General features: G+C 41.2%; 14 protein-coding genes. 10 read left to right on the top strand and 4 right to left on the bottom strand.

Annotation, left to right across the window (positions count from 1 at the left end; all coding sequences use genetic code 11):
• Positions 1–16 precede the first annotated feature (16 nt).
• The gene (sucD, locus tag BUC17_RS05080) at positions 17–889 is read left to right on the top strand and encodes a succinate--CoA ligase subunit alpha (RefSeq protein ID WP_073362278.1); all 873 of its coding nucleotides are present in this window, start codon (positions 17–19) and stop codon (positions 887–889) included.
• Between the two features lie 78 nt (positions 890–967).
• Here the strand turns inward: sucD and BUC17_RS05075 are convergent, their stop codons facing one another.
• On the bottom strand, positions 968–2,146 hold the full coding sequence (locus tag BUC17_RS05075) for a cytochrome-c peroxidase (protein ID WP_073362275.1): 1,179 nt from the start codon (positions 2,144–2,146) through the stop codon (positions 968–970).
• Positions 2,147–2,300: 154 nt separating this feature from the next.
• On the opposite strand from BUC17_RS05075, the gene fabG reads away from it, so the two are divergent.
• Positions 2,301–3,047, top strand: a complete 747-nt coding sequence (gene fabG / locus BUC17_RS05070) for a 3-oxoacyl-[acyl-carrier-protein] reductase (RefSeq protein ID WP_073362273.1) — start codon at positions 2,301–2,303, stop codon at positions 3,045–3,047.
• A 14-nt stretch (positions 3,048–3,061) separates the two neighbouring features.
• Positions 3,062–5,098 (top strand): hypothetical protein, encoded by a 2,037-nt coding sequence (locus BUC17_RS05065; RefSeq protein ID WP_073362271.1) that lies wholly within the window; start codon positions 3,062–3,064, stop codon positions 5,096–5,098.
• Here the strand turns inward: BUC17_RS05065 and BUC17_RS05060 are convergent.
• Positions 5,095–7,182, bottom strand: a complete 2,088-nt coding sequence (locus BUC17_RS05060; RefSeq protein ID WP_073362269.1) for an LTA synthase family protein — start codon at positions 7,180–7,182, stop codon at positions 5,095–5,097. The genes BUC17_RS05065 and BUC17_RS05060 overlap by 4 nt on opposite strands.
• A gap of 135 nt (positions 7,183–7,317) precedes the next feature.
• Here BUC17_RS05060 and BUC17_RS05055 point away from each other — a divergent pair, with 135 nt between their 5' ends.
• Genes BUC17_RS05055 through BUC17_RS05025 form a run of 7 tightly spaced genes read left to right on the top strand, consistent with a single transcriptional unit; the run spans position 7,318 to position 17,399 of the window.
• Complete coding sequence (locus BUC17_RS05055) at positions 7,318–7,983, top strand: response regulator transcription factor (protein ID WP_073362449.1); 666 nt, start codon at positions 7,318–7,320, stop codon at positions 7,981–7,983.
• A complete protein-coding gene (locus BUC17_RS05050) occupies positions 7,980–8,870 on the top strand; it encodes a cation diffusion facilitator family transporter (RefSeq protein ID WP_073362264.1) in 891 nt (296 codons plus the stop codon). The genes BUC17_RS05055 and BUC17_RS05050 overlap by 4 nt, the downstream gene beginning before the upstream one ends.
• On the top strand, positions 8,845–10,242 hold the full coding sequence (locus tag BUC17_RS05045) for a sensor histidine kinase (RefSeq protein WP_073362263.1): 1,398 nt from the start codon (positions 8,845–8,847) through the stop codon (positions 10,240–10,242). The genes BUC17_RS05050 and BUC17_RS05045 overlap by 26 nt, the downstream gene beginning before the upstream one ends.
• Positions 10,243–10,301: 59 nt before the next feature.
• Positions 10,302–14,642 carry a CusA/CzcA family heavy metal efflux RND transporter gene (locus tag BUC17_RS05040; RefSeq protein WP_073362260.1) on the top strand — a complete coding sequence of 1,447 codons (4,341 nt, stop codon included), beginning with the start codon at positions 10,302–10,304 and terminating at the stop codon, positions 14,640–14,642.
• Positions 14,639–15,757, top strand: coding sequence for an efflux RND transporter periplasmic adaptor subunit (locus BUC17_RS05035; RefSeq protein WP_073362258.1), 1,119 nt, complete (start codon positions 14,639–14,641; stop codon positions 15,755–15,757). Before BUC17_RS05040 ends, BUC17_RS05035 begins: the two co-directional genes overlap by 4 nt.
• A 2-nt stretch (positions 15,758–15,759) precedes the next feature.
• Positions 15,760–16,878, top strand: coding sequence for a VIT1/CCC1 transporter family protein (locus BUC17_RS05030; RefSeq protein ID WP_073362256.1), 1,119 nt, complete (start codon positions 15,760–15,762; stop codon positions 16,876–16,878).
• 29 nt (positions 16,879–16,907) lie between these two features.
• Complete coding sequence (locus tag BUC17_RS05025; protein WP_073362254.1) at positions 16,908–17,399, top strand: DUF2231 domain-containing protein; 492 nt, start codon at positions 16,908–16,910, stop codon at positions 17,397–17,399.
• A 54-nt stretch (positions 17,400–17,453) separates the two neighbouring features.
• Here BUC17_RS05025 and BUC17_RS05020 read toward each other — a convergent pair whose 3' ends face one another.
• Positions 17,454–17,849, bottom strand: coding sequence for a glyoxalase (locus BUC17_RS05020; protein WP_073362252.1), 396 nt, complete (start codon positions 17,847–17,849; stop codon positions 17,454–17,456).
• Positions 17,850–17,926: 77 nt separating this feature from the next.
• Positions 17,927–19,243, bottom strand: a complete 1,317-nt coding sequence (locus BUC17_RS05015; RefSeq protein ID WP_073362250.1) for an OmpA family protein — start codon at positions 19,241–19,243, stop codon at positions 17,927–17,929.
• Positions 19,244–19,306: the final 63 nt, after the last annotated feature.

Raw genomic sequence — 19,306 nt, 5'->3', positions numbered from 1 at the left:
CATATAAATAACTGTCATGAGTGTTTTAGTCAATAAAAATTCCAAAATAATCGTTCAAGGATTTACCGGTAGTGAAGGTACTTTTCACGCGTCTCAAATGATTGAATATGGCACCAATGTAGTCGGTGGCGTTACTCCTGGAAAAGGAGGAACAACCCATTTGGATCGTCCTGTTTTCAATACCGTTAAAGATGCTGTAGACCAAGCTGGAGCGGATACTTCGATTATTTTTGTTCCCCCTGCCTTTGCGGCTGATGCCATTATGGAAGCAGCTGATGCGGGTATCAAAGTGATCATTGCCATTACCGAGGGTATTCCTGTTGCTGATATGATGAAAGCTTATGACTATATCAAGAATAGATCATGCCGCTTAATCGGACCCAACTGCCCAGGGGTAATTACTCCCGAAGAAGCAAAAGTGGGTATCATGCCTGGTTTCGTTTTCAAAAAAGGAAATGTAGGTATCGTCTCTAAATCGGGAACGTTAACTTATGAAGCCGCTGATCAAGTAGTACGTCAAGGATACGGTATCACTACTGCGATTGGAATTGGGGGTGACCCGATTATTGGAACGACCACCAAAGAAGCGGTTGAGCTGTTGATGAATGATCCTGAAACCGAATGTATCATTATGATTGGTGAAATCGGTGGTCAATTGGAAGGGGATGCAGCCCGTTGGATTAAAGCCAATGGAAATCGCAAGCCCGTTGTAGGATTCATCGCGGGTGAAACGGCTCCTAAAGGTCGTACTATGGGGCATGCTGGTGCTATTGTGGGTGGTTCTGATGATACCGCTGCTGCTAAAAAAGCCATCATGAGAGAATGTGGAATTCACGTGGTGGATTCACCTGCTGAAATTGGTAAAAAAGTAAAAGAGGTATTGGGCTAATCAGCTCATTTCTTACATAAACAAAATCCCGCTCGTTTGCAGCGGGATTTTTTATTTTATACCTGTTGGTTTTCGAATTTAATTCGGAAAAGGATTGGACCATTTTATATCGGTATATACTTGGATACCACTCAACGTTCGCATAAAAGCGATTACAGCATTCACTTCTTGTTGATTCAGGTTGAGTTGTTGTCCAAATCCGTTGGGGCGCAGTTTGGGGTCAAGGTTGGTATTGCCCGGTGCCAAATTTATGGTGCCATAATGTCCAATCACAGCCTGAAGCGAGCTAATCACGCCGGTATGCATCATGGGGCCGTTGACGGTTCCATCGGTTTTTACTAAATCACGTAAACTTGGGGCGCGGGTAACATGGATATCAATGCCGCTTCCTGCCAGTGTTCCAATAATGCCATTATTTCCGCTGTTGGGCGCGATATCAAATTCAGGTGCCGCATGACAGCCCGCACAACCTAATCCTCCGCCGGTACGAACCCCTTGGGCATTAAACTGCGGAGGCGTTAAAAATAAATTTTTTCCCATATTTTCTTGATTGGTAAAATTGGGAAAAGGTACTGCATCATTGGCCACTTGGTTGCGCCCTTGATCATATTTGGAGTCAAATGATTGAATACTGCGGATAAATTGCGCTAGGGCATTTTGAATTTTTGCTTCGGTAATTTCAGGGGAACCGTACACAAATTGAAAAAGCTCTTGGTAGTAGCCCAATCCATTGAGTTTTGTAATTAAGGCCGAAAAATCTTCATCGCCATTCGTACCGCTGTAGCCCATTTCACCATGATTACGTATAGGTTGTGTGCTTTGGGCTTCGAGGGAAGCAGCGCGTTCATCCCAGAAAAATTTTGATTCTATCGAAAATCGCGTATTGATTAAACGCATCGAATGACGTTCCGTTACCCCATTGACGCCCACACTTGCTACTTGGGCATCACTAAAAGCATGAGCTTGTTGGTGACAAGAAGCACAGGAAATGCTGTTGTTGGACGAAAGTTTTTTGTCGTAAAACAAAACCCGGCCCAAGGTTGCCCCTTTGTTGGTTATGGGATTATTTTGACCGTTGAACTTGGTGATGTAACTCGGAATCGGTTGGTTGGCATAGTTGGCCAAATTATCCAAATCGAGGTTGGTTCCAAAAGTTGCCGTAACGGCAGGATAATCGGGAACGGCTACATAGTCTTCGCTTTTTTGACAAGAAAGCGCTAGAAAGCCAATCAATAGGGTTAGCGTAATTCGTTTCATAGTGGTTAGGTTGGTGAATGCACGGCAAAAAGCAGTGAATACTAGGTATGACATGAATTTCATAAAAAGGTTTACTGGGCGTTAAAGATTTTTTTCAACGCGCAATTATTCGCTATATTTGGCACTTTGTTAATCGATATTAAATCATTCACACATGAAATTACTCGAAGGTAAAGTAGCTATCATCACTGGGGCCAGTCGTGGGATTGGAAGTGGTATTGCAAAAGTTTTTGCACAACAAGGAGCCCATGTGGCATTTACATACAGTTCCTCGGCCGAATCGGCTTTGGTATTGCAAAATGAATTGCTCGCGCTTGGAGTTAAAGCAAAAGGCTATCAATCGAATGCAGGAAGTTTTGAAGAGGCGCAACAATTGGTCGATGCCGTGATTGCCGATTTTGGAACCGTTGATGTTTTGATCAATAATGCGGGAATTACCAAAGACAATTTACTAATGCGAATGAGCGAAGAAGATTTTGATAAAGTCATTGAAATCAACCTAAAGTCTGTTTTCAATATGACCAAAGCCGTTCAAAAAATCATGTTGAAAAACCGTTACGGTTCTATTGTCAACATGAGTAGTGTTGTTGGGGTAAAAGGAAATGCGGGTCAGGCAAACTATGCGGCTTCTAAAGCAGGAATGATCGGATTTACCAAATCGATTGCTTTGGAACTCGGTTCGCGAAACATTCGTTGCAACGCTATTGCGCCAGGGTTCATTGAAACCGAAATGACTGCCAAATTAAATCCCGATGTAGTACAAGGATGGCGCGATTCCATCCCGTTAAAACGCGGGGGTACGCCAGAAGATGTAGCCAATGCCTGTCTATTCCTAGCTTCCGATATGAGTGCCTACGTAACGGGGCAAGTTCTTAATGTAGATGGAGGAATGCTCACTTAAATTTGAACACTTTTATGACGACAAACACCGTGTTATGGCTTGTGCTAGCGCTCCTTGCAGCGGGCGGCTTGTCGTATTATCATTATATTTATAAAGCCAAAACGCTAAGCCTAACGGTGAAGGTTTTGGCTTTTTTGCGTTTTTTGGCGATTTTCGGATTCCTGTTGTTGCTTATCAATCCAATTATTCGTCGGTCTACCTTGCAAATTCAAAAAACCCCTTTGGCCGTTGTCGTAGATAATTCGTCTTCGATTAAAGAATTAGGCGCTAAGGAAACCTCAAAAGAAATTTGGAAAAAAATTACATCCAATTCGCGTTTGCAAGACAAATTTGACATTCAATCGTTTCATGTTGATACCGAATGCCGTTCTTTTTTTGACGATAGTAGTCTTACTTATCAAGGCAAAGCTTCACGCTTGGATCTAGTCGGACCCACCGTGCATAATTTGTATAAAAATCTACCGTACGCGTCTATTCTACTCACCGATGGGAATCAAACATCGGGCAGCGATTATGTTTTTGGTTTTCAGCCCGATCATAAGGTTTTTGCTGTGGTCATGGGCGATACAACGCAGTATTTGGACTTACGAATTGCCAAAGTAAATGCCAACAAGTATGCTTTTTATAAAAACCAATTTCCTGTTGAAGTTTTTGTCAATTATAACGGAACAAAGACGCTTCAAACCACTTTTTCTATACGAAATGGTGCCGCTGTAGTGTACCGACAAGCGCTTACCTTTTCACCCGACAAACGGGCCCAAGTTGTCAATGCGTTATTACCGGCCAATGCGCTGGGAGTTCAAACGTATGCTGTGAATATTTCTTCGAATGAAAAGGAAAAAAACAGCTATAATAATACCCAACGATTTGCTGTAGAAGTTATTGATCAACGAACAGAAGTCGCTTTGATTTCTGAAATTGAACATCCCGATCTTGGCGTATTGAAACGCAGTATTGAATCGAATGCACAGCGAAAAGTAACCTTGCTTAAACCCCAGAATGCGAGTGATTTACAGAAATACAATATTTTACTATTGTACCAACCCACGGCTCGATTTAGATCGGTATGGGAAGCCAATAAAAACCGTCGTCTCAATACGTTTATCATTACCGGAAATCATACTGATTTTGGTTTTTTAAATCAGATGCAGAAAGCGGCTACCTTCAAAATGTCTAATCAAAAAGAGGATTATCAAGCGTTGTATCGTTCGGATTTTTCAATCTTTGCGACAGAGGACATCGGATTTGATCAATTTCCTCCGTTAGAAAATCCGTTTGGTAATGTCACGGTAAGTTCGGGGGTGCAGCCGGTTTTGGAGTCGCGCATTCGCACCATAGGAACAGGTGACCCGTTATGGTTTTTCACAGAAAATGAAGGACAACGAAGTGCTATGCTCCTCGGTGAAAACCTATGGAAATGGCGTGCTCACGTTTTTGTCGCCAAACAGTCGTTTGAACCCTTTGATCAGTTTCTGGACAAAACGATTCAGTATCTGGCCTCAAATGATGCTCGTAAATCTTTGGTTGTCAATCATGAACGCTTTTACAACTCGGGCGATCCGCTTGAAATTACCGCGCAATTTTTCAATAAAAACTATGAATTTGATGCCAAAGCACGGTTGAGTATCGCATTGGTCAACAAGCAAAATCAGCAAAAAAAGCAATACGATTTGCTGTTGTCCAACCAATATTACAAAGTAGACTTAGACGATTTATCCCCCGGAAAATATTCGTTCACCGTTCGCGAATTGAACACCAATACCAGCTACAGTGGTGCGTTTGAAGTGTTGGATTTTAACATTGAAAAACAGTTTGTCAATCCCAATATGGACCAACTGAAGCAATTGGCTCAACATACGCAAGGAGCGGTTTTTGTTCCCAATCAAATCGATCAATGGATTGAAAAATGGATTGCCGACCCGAATTATCAGCCCATACAAAAAGAACAAGTGGTCAAATCGCCTTTAATCGAATGGACTTGGTTGTTGCTCATGATCACTGCATTATTGGCTGCCGAATGGTTTATTCGTAAGTACAACGGGATGCTTTAAGGAATACGTTGGTATTTTTTGTCGCGAAGGAGCTGCGCCGCATACTGATAAAAGGCAATGGTTTCATGAACCAATTTTTCATCAATTTTTTTTCGGGGTATTTCATCATAAAACTCTTGAAATACTTGCGTTAATCCCGGAGTTGGATTCAATTTTAAATCATACTGGCGAATTCGATTCTTTGGAGACAAGAGGGTAAGTTTGTTATCTTTTATGTACCCTAAGTCTTGGTAAGTCGCAATGAAGGCACGTTCTTGATAGTTGGGCGAAAAAATATCTTTTCCAATAAATTTGGATTTGTACTTCAAATGCAACAAGCCAAACAAAGTAGGCATAACATCAATTTGCGACATCAAGGTTGTAATTTTTTGTGGCTTTATAAACCCCGGAGCATAAATTAGGGCGGGAATTCGGTACTTATGCAAAGGTAGTTCCGTTTTACCCGAACTCGAAGCACAATGATCAGCAACAATTACGAATACGGTATTGGCAAACCAAGGTTGCTTTTGTGCGGCTTTGAAAAACTGTCGTAAAGCATAATCCGTGTATTTTACACCGCCTTCACGAGATTTGGAATTTGCATCGATATTGATTTTATGCTCAGGGTAAGTAAACGGACGGTGATTACTTACGGTCATCCAGTGATTGAAAAAAGGATTGCCTTTTTGAGACTCTTCATTCATCACTCGAATTGCCTTTTGAGCCATATCTTCATCACAAACACCCCAAACATTCGAAAAAGTGATTTCCTCGGGTTTCATTTTTTTCTTATCTACTATAGCATAGCCATTTCCTCCAAAAAAATCCTCCATATTGTCAAAATAAGCATCGCCTCCGTACAAATAGTTTACGGCATACCCTTTGGATTGTAAAATCGAACCGGTGCTGAACTTTTGTTTATTATCCTTTCGTTTCACAACACTTTCCCCAGGGGAGGGCGGAAGGCAAAGAGTGACTGCTTCGAGCCCACGAACGGTGCGATTACCCACAGCATATAGGTTTGTAAAAAACATCGATTGATCACTCAAAGTATCCAAAAAAGGAGTAATATTTTGCGTATTTCCATAATGCTTCATGAATTCTGCACTGTAACTTTCAATTGTGATGAGTACGATATTTTTCCGTAGCTCAGGCGAAGAAGCATTAATAGTTTGAATGGAAAAGGGTGTTATACCCTGAGCTTGCAGTATCGATTGTACTTTCGCTTCAGGGAGGGTGGGGTAAAAAGTGTTGTAATCTAAGGAACTGTTTTGAAAAGCACGATAAAACTTGTACAGGCCATTGGCTTGCAATTCATTGGCAAAAATGTTATCACCGTTTTCGAGTTTTGCCAGATGGGGTAAACTGAAGATGGATAGCGTAAAAAGAACCGAATATAAAACCAAGGCTTTGATTTTGGTGGAAAGACTTGGGAGGTTTATTACCATGTCTTGTGTTTGCTTTACTACGAAATAGGTAATTGTAATAGCAACGATTCCAATGGCTGTAAATAAAGGTACTGCAGGATAGGATTCCATAATGTTTCCAATCACTTCGTTGGTATACACCAAATAATCGACGGCAATAAAGTTGTATCGTAATCCGAATTCATTCCAAAAGAAAAATTCACTGACCGCATTTTGAACCATTAAGGCAGTCATGAGAAAGAGTGTTAGGCTATACATGGCCTTTCGTATTATCGTACGATACTGCGGAAATTGAAGCATGATTCCAAAAAGAAGCGTTTTTATTCCCACAAAAACTAAGGCAATCTCGGGTAAAACACCGCCATATTCCGAAAGAATAGATTTTCCGGAGGCGATATAAAGAAAAAGAAGTGATAGACTTGCAAATCCAACAATCCCCCAAGGTTTTGAGAATTTGGTATTTGAAAGGGTAAGCAGATACAATCCCAAGAAACTTCCCAATAAAACGGCAATTGCAAGGTCATTAATCGCGCCTACCACAAACACTTTAAGTAAATCTAAACTTTGAAAACTAGCCTGCGTGATCGGGTGAAAAAGGAGAATTATACGGGTGATAAAGCCAAGAAGGATATACAATTTTAAAAAACTAAAAAATGGATTCTTTTTGAGTACGAACATGTGCAAATTAATTAACTTAAATGGAAACATCTAAATTATACTTTACCCTAGCCATTTATCCTTAATATTTGCTTAATTTAGGACAACCGTTTCACCGCAAACTTTTGTCCTATGTTACCTTTACAAAAAAAAGCCATGAAGATTTTGTTGGTTGAAGACGAAAAAGGAATCGCAGACTTTATACAGCAAGGGCTCGAAGAGGAAGGATTTCAAGTGACACACGCCCTCGATGGGGTACAAGGTCTCAAGCGACTACATGAAACCACGTTTGATTTGTATCTTCTGGATTGGATGTTGCCCAAGATGAATGGACTGGAGTTGTGTAAAACCATTCGAACCAAAGATGTCGAAACCCCAATTTTGTTTTTGACCGCCAAAGATACCGTGCAAGAAACGATAGAGGGACTCCAAGCGGGTGCCAATGATTATATCAAAAAGCCGTTTAGCTTTGAAGAGTTACTGGAGCGTATTAAGGTTCATTTCAGAAATGCACAAGCTACGGAGATTTTTACCTTAGGTCCTTTTCGATTAGAACCCCACCGCTACAAGGTTTTTCATCTTGAGGAAGAAATTGTACTAACCCAGCGCGAGTTTGAACTGCTGCTTTTTTTGGTTAAAAATAAAGGAAAAGTTTGCACTCGAAATCAAATTATCGAACAAGTTTGGCATATTCATTTTGAATACGATTCTGGCGTGATTGATGTGTTTATGAATGCCATTCGAAAAAAGTTGCAACTCACCAAAGACAACGACTATTTAAAAACTGTTCGTGGCGTAGGATATATGGCCGAAGAAGTATGAATAAAGCAGCCGACATAGCCGTAAAGACTACATATTTCAGTATTTTTGGAAATGTACTCTTGGCGCTTCTTAAAGGAATCAGTGGAATTCTAGGGAATTCGTATGCACTTATAGCGGATGCGATCGAGTCCACGACCGACATTTTTGCCTCACTTTTGGTCTTGTTGGGCCTCCACTATGCCAACCGTCCCGCCGATGCCAACCATCCTTACGGTCATGGAAGAATCGAACCGCTGGTAACCTTTTTGGTGGTTGTTTTTTTGGTTGTTTCAGCGGCATTCATCGCACACGAAAGCATTCAAAATATTCAACATCCCCATGAATTGCCGCATCCTTTTACGCTGGTGGTTTTGGGCGGAATCATCCTTTGGAAAGAAATAACTTACCGCATAGTAAATCAAAAAAGTAAACAAATTCACAGTTCATCCTTAAAAGCCGATGCATGGCACCATCGCAGTGATGCCTTGACGTCGTTGGCGGCTTTTGCAGGTATTGCTATTGCGCTCTCAATGGGGCCTGGTTATGAAGCAGCCGACGATTGGGCAGCATTGTTGGCCTCGATTTTTATTGTTTACAACAGTTACCGCATTTTTCGTCCCGCTTTAGGGGAAATTATGGACGAACATTTATATGATGATTTGGTCGATGACATTCGTCTCAATGCCCTACAGGTTCCCGGAATTTTGGCTACCGAAAAGTGTTTTATTCGTAAAGCTGGCATGAAATACCATGTCGACCTTCATGCCATAGTCGATGGGAATTTGTCAGTAAAAGAAGGACACGATCTTGCGCACGCTTTAAAAGATGGGCTCCGAGAAAACTTACCCCAATTAGGACATGTTTTAATTCACATTGAACCCCATGATGAAATTCGCCGGAACGCTTAAAAACCGCATTGCTTTTTACTACATTCTCACCACAGCCATTCTGGTGTTTGTGGCCTTTTTGGCGGTTTACAGTATTGTAAAAATTACGGTTTACCATGATTTGGATCGCGACATTCAGACTGAGGTCAAAAAACATCTCTCGGAAATTTCAATTCAACAAGGAATTGTGACCATTGAACATGAAGAGGAATGGCGGGAACGCGAGCACAACACATTGGATGTTAATCCCGTATTCATTCAATTTTCCGATACTTTGGGAAAGGTTTTTGAAAAATCACCGAATCTCAAGAAACATGTCTTAAAGATTCACCCCGAACAGGAAGATAAAACCCTGTACGACTGTCAGTTGGAAGGCAATCAAATTCGGCAAATCCAAGTCCCACTTTATGAAAAAGGAAAAAAAATAGGCTATCTTATTATCGCTATGTCGTTGGTCGATGGCTTGTCGGTGCTTCACAACTTGTTTATCATTTTGGTTTTGGCCTATCCGACCATTCTTTTGATTTTATTTCTCATTGCACGATCCATTGCAGGAAGAAGTATTCGGCCTATTCAGAATGTGATTTCGACCGCTCGAATGATTACCCGCGACAATTTGAAATCACGTATTACTCCACCCGCCAATCGGGACGAAATATTTACGTTGACCGAAACAATTAATGCCCTTTTGGATCGCATTGAACAGGCGGTTGAACGCGAAAAGCAGTTTACCTCTGATGCCTCGCACGAATTGCGAACGCCTTTGGCAGTTATTCGGGGTACGCTGGAAGTTTTGCAACGAAAACCTCGCTCGGTAGAGGAATACAATCAAAAGATTAGCCACTGCATTACAGAAGTCGATCGTATCAATTCGATGATTGAGCAGCTATTGGTTTTAGCGCGTTTGGAGAATCAAAAGCAATCCGTAACATTGGAGCCGCTTGTTTTAAACGAAATCATCAGTGCGTGTTGGACACATTTTGATGCCAAAATTTTAGACAAACAGATCCAAATCAAAGAGTCGTATACCGATACTTTTGAAGTAGCCAGTGACCGATATTTTCTGACGATTATTCTCCACAATCTGGTATCCAATGCCTTAAAGTATTCGCCCGAAAAAAGTACGATTGAAGTTGCCATTCAACCCCAACCCCAAGGAACGCTATTATGTCTCAAAGATCAAGGGATGGGTATAAATCCAACCGAATGGGCGACCGTTTTTCAACCTTTTTACCGCAGTAAAGCGGCCCAAGACCAACCCGAAATAAAGGGACATGGTTTGGGTTTGTCCATTGTAAGTCGTTTGTGTGAACTGTTGGGCATTCAAATTTCACTCGACTCCAAAGAGGGGGGAGGTACCTCGATTTTCTTGTTTTTTCCTGCCGAAAATTAAGCCGTTCTTAATTTATTTCTACTTGGGTTCAGCTACCTTTGTAGCACAAAAGATGAATTATGCTCCAAAAACTCATTGCTTTTAGTTTAAAAAACAAACTTATCGTATTACTTTTTACGGCGATCATCGTCGGTTTTGGTATACATTCCGTCTTTCAGATCTCTATTGGTGCCGTTCCCGATGTTACCAATAATCAAGTACAAGTTATTACGACGTCACGCAATCTTTCGACCCAAGATATCGAACAGTTTATTACCTATCCGGTGGAGATTGAAATGGCCAATTTACCGGGCGTAAAAGAGATACGGTCCATTTCAAAATTCGGACTTTCTGTGGTAACCATCGTATTTGAAGACGATATGGGTACCTATTTGCCCCGTCAATTGATAGCCGAAAAAATTATTGCCGCCTCTGAAAAGATTCCGCCGGGCTTTGGCACCCCACAAATGGGACCGATTACGACAGGTTTGGGAGAGATTTATCAATATACGCTTGAAGTTAAACCCGGTTACACCGATTTATATGATGCCACCGACTTACGCACCATTCAAGATTGGATCGTCAAAAGACAATTGTCGGGTATAAAAGGGGTGGTCGAAATCAATACCTGGGGAGGTTATTTAAAACAATATGAAGTAGCCCTCAATCCGGCCAAACTCAAAGCGATGAATATTGGTACTGCGGAGGTATTTACTGCCTTATCCTTAAACAATAGTGTTGCTGGAGGGGCTTATATTGAAAAGGTCAATCAAAGCTATTTTATACGAGGAGAAGGCAAAGTGAAGTCCCTCGAGGACATTGGAAGTATTGTAGTCGCCAACAAAAATGGAGTGCCGATTTATGTCAAAGATGTAGCGCAAATTCGATTTGGTCACGCCAATCGCTTCGGTGCCATCACGGGCAACGGACAAGGGGAGAAAGTGATGGGACAAATTATGATGTTGAAAGGGGGGAACTCCAAACAAGTGATTCATGAGGTTAAAACACGAATTGCATCCTTACAGCAGTCATTGCCTGAAGGTGTGTACATCAATCCCGTCATTGAACGTTCTGAATTGGTGGGGAAAACAACATTTACCGTGGCCGAGAACTTGATTCTGGGGTGTTTGATTGTCATCTTTGTTGTGGTTCTTTTGTTGGGTAACTGGCGCTCGGGATTGGTGGTTGCTTCCGTCATCCCGCTTTGTTTATTGTTTGCCATTTCGTTTATGAATGTTTTTGATATCGATGCCAATCTGATGAGTTTAGGGGCTATCGATTTTGGAATCATCATCGATGGTGCTGTTATTATTGTGGAGTTTATCGCTTTTCAGATTGCGCATAAAGCCAAACATTTAAAACATTTGACCAAAGAAGAAAAGCAACTTCAAGTCGATGAGATAACTTTCAAAAGCGCCTCCAAAATGATGAACTCGGCGGTTTTTGGGCAGTTGATCATTCTTATTGTTTTTATCCCTATTTTGTCCTTGTCGGGAGTGGAAGGTAAAATGTTTAAACCCATGGCAATGACCTTTAGTTTTGCCTTGATTGGAGCCATGTTGTTTTGTTTTACCTATGTTCCCGTAGTGGCCTCTTTGGTGTTGAAACCCGAAGAAGAATCCAAAGACTCCTTTACGGTTCGATTGATTCGCCGATTAAATTTGTGGTATGAACTCATGATTCGATGGGCGCTCGACAATACCAAAAAAGTATTGTATGGAGCCGGAGCATTGTTGGTAGTGACCCTCGGACTTTTTACAACGATGGGAGGAGAGTTCATTCCTACCTTGGATGAAGGCGATTTTGTGATACAATCCGTTTTGAAAACAGGAACATCGTTATCCAAAACAATTGCCATAACCACCGAAATTGAAAAAACAATTCTTAAGAAATTTCCTGAGGTTGAACAAGTGGTAAGTCGTATTGGTGCGGCCGAAGTGCCCACCGACCCCATGAGTATGGAGGAAAGTGATGTAATTGTAAAATTGAAACCCCGAGGCGATTGGACCTCGGCGGCCACCAAAGACGAATTGGCTGATAAGATAAAAACGGCTGTAGAAGAACATATTCCCAATATTGAAATTGAATTTACACAGCCCATTGAAATGCGGTTCAACGAATTGATTTCGGGAACACGAAGCGATGTGGCAATAAAAATCTTTGGGGAAGACTTGAATGTTTTGGCCGAGCGCGCTCATGCGATTAAAAATGCGATTAAAAATGTAGAAGGTGCTTCTGATATTATCGTTGAAAAAACTGAAGGTTTGCCCCAAATGTCGGTTCAATACGATCGTGCCAAAATAGCGCGTTACGGAATGAATGTTGAAGCGCTAAACGACATGATTTCGTTGGGGTTTGCAGGCAAAAGTGTGGGCACTGTTTTTGAGGGTGAAAAACGCTTTGATATGGTTATTCGTTTGGATCAAAAAAATCGCCAAAGTATTGAAGATTTACGTAATCTCTATGTTACCACACCGCAAGGCGAGCAAATTCCTCTTTTTCAGTTGGCTAAAATCGAATATACCGAAGGTCCTGCCAAAATATCACGTGACAACACCCATCGTCGTATTGTTGTGGGTATCAATGTGCGCAACCGCGATATGCAAAGTGTAGTGGATGATATCCAGAAAATAATTCAAACCCAAATAAAATTGCCATCAGGATATTACATTACCTATGGTGGGCAATTTGAAAATCTAAAAAGTGCTGAAGCACGTTTGTTGATTGCGGTGCCCATCGCATTGTTCCTCATTTTTGTCTTGTTGTATTTTGCGTTTCAATCGGTACGAGAAGCCTTGATGGTTTATTCGGCAATCCCATTATCGGCAGTAGGAGGAATCTTGTTTTTGTGGCTGCGCGATTTGCCTTTTAGTATTTCTGCGGGGGTGGGTTTCATAGCTTTGTTTGGAATTGCAGTACTTAATGGAATTGTGTTGATCGAACATTTTAAAGAACTTAAAAAAGAGGGAATGCAAGATATTAATGCCTTAATTTTGAAAGGAACTTCCGATCGATTGCGACCGGTTTTGTTGACCGCTGCGGCTGCTGCCTTGGGATTTTTACCGATGGCCATCTCGAGTTCGGCAGGTGCTGAAGTGCAACGTCCCCTCGCGACTGTAGTCATTGGGGGATTGGTGACCGCCACGATTTTGACCCTTATTGTGTTGCCCGTTTTATACAAAGTTTTGGATACTAAAGAAACGAAAAAAGCCAAATTAAAAATCAATCCCAATATACTCGTGTTGGCGCTATTTTGTTGTTCCTTCTCAGGCATTGCACAACAAAAAAATGCAGAGTTGGAAGGATTGTTGGAAAAAGCAACGACCAATAATGCAGCACTTAAAGCCATGAACACCAATGTCGATCGTGCCAAAGCAGCTGTGAAAACCGCCTATTCTATTGATAAAACCACCTTGTATTACAGTTACGATCAAAATAATTTAGCCTTAAACGATATTCCCATAAAAGTTTTTGGGGTCCAGCAACAATTTAGTTTTCCCACAGTATATGGGGCACAACGAAAAGTATTAGAAGCCGAATATGAAAAAGAAAAAGCAGCCTTTGAACTACAAAAGTTAGCTGTTTTTCAAGAAGTTGCGCAGCATTACAATACTTTGGTCTACTTGAACCATCAAAAAGAAATGTACCGCTACTTAGACAGTTTGTATCAAAATTTTTCAAAAGCCAGTGGTCGAAAATTTGAATTGGGAGAAAGTAATTATTTAGAAAAAATCACCGCCGAGAGCAAGTATCGACAAATTCATACCAAGTTGGAACAATTGGATGTGGCACTAGAAGCTTCTTACGCGCGGTTGCGTGCCGTGTTGCAAGATAAAGAGGCTCCCGTGGTTACTACAAAAAAATTAGAACCCATAGTTGCATTGGATTATAGTTCAAATAAAAGCCTTTACGATGTTTATTTTCAAAAAGTTAGTGAGGTTAGTAATCGGAATATAGTACTCCAAAAGCAAGGCTGGATGCCCGATTTGAGTTTGGAATACTTTCAGGGACGAAACAACGGATTGTCGTCCTCATTGTACGGATTTCAAGTAGGGGTTTCAGTTCCTTTGTTTTTTGGCGCAACGCAAGCAAAAATAAAGACAGCCCAATTAGAGCAACAACGCTGGGAATTTCAGAAGCAGGATCACATTCAACGTTTGGAGCAAACGATAAAAGCCCAACAAAAAGAACTTGAACGGTACCAAAAAGCCATGCAATATTATCAGGAAACGGGGAAACAATTGGCCGATGAAATTACCAAAGTAGCTGATCGAAGTTTTAAGCAAGGTGAAATTGACTTTTTCCAATACATCATCAGTTTGGAAAATGCAACCGAAATTCGCGCCGCCTATCTGGATGCGGTCTACCATTATAATGCCCTTCACTATCAATTATACTATTTGACACTTCCTTACTTATGAAAAAAATAATCGCAATTACGTTGGGTTTACTTGCCCTAGGGTGTAAAAACGAGTCAACCACTTCTGAAGAAACTACGCAAGACACCGGTTATGTGACCGTTTCACAACAGCAATTCAACACGATGGGGATGGTCGTGAGTACACCGCTTATCAAGGATTTTGATGTAACCATTAAAGCCTCAGGAAGAATTGATGTTCCCCCAAAAAATCGGGCAAAAATCACAACGTACATCGGTGGATTTGTGAAGTCTTCAAACCTGTTGATCGGGGATAAGGTGCAAAAAGGTCAAGCCTTGTTGACAATTGAAAGTCCGGAAGTGGTAGACCTGCAGAAAGAGTATCTCACCGTAGCGCGACAGATTTCCTATTTGAAATCGGAATTCACGCGGCAGAAAACCCTATACGATGAAAAAATTACCTCTCAAAAAAATTATTTGAAAGCCGATAGCGACTACAAAACGGCTTTGGGACAATACCAAACATTACGGCAAAAATTGGTGATGTTGCACATTAATCCCAACGCAGTTGAGCAGGGTAAGATAGCCTCAACAATTACGTTGTATGCCCCAATTTCGGGCGATGTGATTACTGTAAATGCAACGGTGGGGATGGCTGTCAATACGTCGGAATCGTTAATGGAAATTGTCAATACCCGTGAATTGCATGTCGAGTTGAGTGTTTTTGAAAAAGACATTTTACAAGTAAAAGAAAATCAGTTAATCAAGTTTACTGTTCCCGAAGCCACTCAAAAAGAATATACAGGAAGTGTTCATTTGATTGGGAAATCAATCGAAGGTACAGAGCGTACAACCAACGTGCACGGCCATTTGGATGAAGAACAAAAACAAGAACTGCTCACAGGAATGTTTGTGGATGCCCGTATCGTGATTGATCGTAAAAAAGGATATGCGATACCGAAAGACGCCTTAGGCAAAACGAATGACAAATATTTTGTACTTTTATTACATCATAAAGATGCCAAAGGATTCCATTTTACCAAAGTGCCCGTTCAAGTGGGCGGTACCTCCGAGGATTTTGTGGAAATTAAGTTAAACGGAAAAATAAATCCTGAAGCTAAACTACTGGTTAAAGGAGTTTTTGATGTAACCAACTAAGCATGAACCCATCGCAATTAGAAGCACAACTGCAAACCGAAGTCGATACGGCATTTTTGTACCGAAGTATTGCAGCGGTGCAAACGGATGCAAATTTGCAGAAGGTTTTAGAGGCGCTCGCAGCCATTGAGGAGGCGCATGCCCATCATTTTTATAAAGAATTGTTACAGGGAAATGCCAATGCGCTTTTTCCCAAACCCTCACGTCGGGCGCGTTTGCAATTGCGCTTGGGTAAACTTTTTGGCTACAATGCCATTATCAGTAGTTTGGCGAGTGTAGAAAAGCAAATGGCCTCTTCATCGGTACGCGCTAAGCAAAAATCAGGGGAACCGCTTTCGGGATTTGAACACAACCATTTGCGGATCATTGAAGCGGTTAGTGCCAACGAAGCCTTAAATGTTTCGGGAGGTTTGCTTTCGAAATTGGAAAGTCGCCATAAATCTGTGGGAGGAAATGCGTTACGGGCAGCAGTGCTAGGCGCCAATGATGGTTTGGTTTCCAATATGAGTTTGGTGATGGGTGTGGCCGGTGCAGCCGCACAAAATGACACGATTTTATTAACGGGAATTGCGGGCTTGTTGGCGGGAGCTATTTCGATGGCTTTGGGCGAATGGTTATCGGTGCAAAGTTCACGCGAATTGCACCAAAGGCAAATTGACCTGGAAATGAGCGAACTCGAAGCCTCACCTGAAGAAGAAAAAAAAGAGTTGGTTTTGTTGTATCAAGCGAAAGGTTTGTCGGAAAATGAAGCACAACAATTGGCAGCTAAGGCATTTGCCACCCCTGAATCGGCTTTAGACACCTTAATTGTAGAAGAGTTGGGCATTGACAAAGACGAGTTGGGCGGATCGGCTTGGGAAGCTGCGATTACCTCCTTTATTTTGTTTGCTTTAGGAGCGATAATTCCCCTTTTTCCATTCTTTATCCTTTCGGGGCATCAAGCGGTATTGCTTAGTTTAGCTTCTAGTGTGGTGGGATTGTTTTCCATTGGGGCCTCTATTACTTTGTTTACGGGGAAATCGATTTGGTTTTCGGGAATGCGACAAATCCTTTTTGGGTTAACCGCAGCAGCTATAACCTATGGCATTGGGGCATTGATAGGCGTGCAATTGGCAGGATAATACAATTTTAATTTTTATATACATTTCTTATGAACGAAGCACATTTACATTTAGTAGTCAATCATTTTCCTATTGTGGGCGTAATTTTTGGATTTTTACTCCTAGTAGGCAGTTTGGTTTTTCGTAACAAGACGTTACAAAATACAGCTTATTTTTTATTCATCATCAGCGCAGTGACAACATTAGTCAGCATGCAAACTGGCGAGGGTGCTGAGGAAATTGTAGAAGAAATGCCCGAAATCGGACACGATATCATTCATGAACATGAAGAGATAGCTGAAAAAATGGCATTGGTAATGTATGCATTAGGTGGACTTTCTTTGGCAGGTTGGTATATGAATACGAAAGAAAATGCCAAAGCAAAATGGGTAGCACTTTTAGCAACTCTAGTCTCCATAGCCGGGATGATATTGGGAAGTTTAACGGGTACTAGCGGAGGTGAGATTCGTCACACTGAAATTCGTGAAGCGACAACGCAAAGTCCGGTAACACAAGAGCCTACAGAGTCCCATGAAGAGTAAACCCTTTTAATAAGATTGAAGCAAAACGGACGTTCATTTGAGCGTCCGTTTTTTTTATGCCTGTTCAAAAAGTTGAATCTGACTTTTCAAGCGTTCGATAAGCATGTTCATCATTCGTTTATTTAAATTGGAGGAATTTTGAATATACTCGCGGTATTCATTGACTGTAAACAAACCGATGACAATCCCTTTGAGAGAGTTTCTAAATTTAATGTCCCGCTGGATGACATTCTCGATATACGCCATTTTTTTATCGGGGGATAGGTCAAAAAAAACGTTTTTTTGCTTGACGGCATAATTTCGAAAAACCTCAAGGAACAAATCATTTTGTAACTTCAAGATTGGACGTAGCGTTTGATTTTGAAAAACCTCTTCAGACGAAGAGAAAGGGGTAATGGTGCCAATGGCTTCGCCGCGCAATTCCATCAAGCTGGGGTCTCTGGGTTCCATTTTTTCTTTTAAAGGTAACTAAAAAAGCCCCTGCGTTGAAGCAGAGGCTTTAGTAGTTATTAATAGCTTTTTGTTAATTACTTCACACGGAAGGTAACACGACGTACTAGTTTACGTGCACCATCGGAGTTTGGATCTACCGAAGTATCTTCTCCTTGAACCACTACGTTCATTCGATCAGCACTGATACCCGCTTTCACTAAGATTGCTTTCACCGCTTCAGCACGTTTGTTTGCTAAATTGTTATTATATGCCGTTGAACCAATTTCGTCTGCATGTCCAATAATGTCAATTTTAGCCTCAGGGAAGTTACGTAAGTAAGTCAACATAAAATCGATTCCTTCTGTTGATACATTGGTTGGAGTTGATTTGTTGGTGTCGAAATAGGTTGTAACATAACCTTCGTTGATTAATTTCTTAACCATATCCACATTGGACTTCTCTGAAATATCTTTGGTTGACTTGTCTACGTAGCGCTCCAATTCATCCGGTACACCGTTACGGTTCATATCCACCATTTTACCACGGGTATCCACCGCAACACCTGCCACTGAATTGTTCTCTTGATCTAAGTAATCAGGCACACCGTCTTTGTCGGTATCGTTCATCAATGTCTCCATTTCGTCTACACGTTTGCCCAAAGCTTCAATTTCTTCCGATTTTTTATCGCGAATTGTAGCCCAGTCACCATGCATGTCATTGGCACCAAACGAATACGATAATCCGATTGTTCCAGAAATTAGTTGACCATTCAGGTTGTTTGTGATGTCAGCATAAGTTCCATCCCAGTTGAAATGTTGACGGTAGTTGTTTTGTACCGTGATGTCCAACATGGCTGCCAAACGATTGGTAATTCTGAATTGGGGAGTAATTCCAACCACTAAACCACCATTCCATTCGGTCACATTATAGTTGTGATCGTTTTCAATAATATTATGTGTTTTGGAAGTCATCGCATCGATTTTAATCCCAGCATGGGCTAAAAGTCCAAAACGATTAAGACTTTCTTGAATACCAAACAAACGACTTAGGTTCACTACCCCTTGGATAGATACACCAAACTGTTGCATTTTGAAAGGTAAACTTCCATTTCCTTTGATATTTCTGATTTCTTCGAAATGTAATGCTCCTTTAAAACCGAAGTTTGGACTGAACATATAACGACCTGCCAAAGCAAAACTATTCGCTTGGGGTTTTCCGAAAAAGGTTCCAGGATCACTTGAAAAATAACCGGGTGAATAAGGTTTAACACCTTTGGCTTGTCCTACAGAGGCTTCAACAGTCCAACGGTTGAATTCAGAAGAGGCAACAGTGTCTTTGGCAACCTCTTTCTTTTGTGCATTTAGAGCGGCAGAAGAGGCCAACACTAAAGACAACAAAGTAATTTTCTTCATACGGTATAGGTTAAATTTATACTTTGAATTGCAAATATAAGCCTTTGAAGCTAATAGCCAACA

Source organism: Flavobacterium fontis (genome assembly GCF_900129405.1).
Taxonomy (GTDB): Bacteria; Bacteroidota; Bacteroidia; order Flavobacteriales; family Flavobacteriaceae; genus Flavobacterium; species Flavobacterium fontis.
Note: the sequence above shows the minus strand (reverse complement) of the source record. Positions and strands in the feature narration are given on the sequence as shown.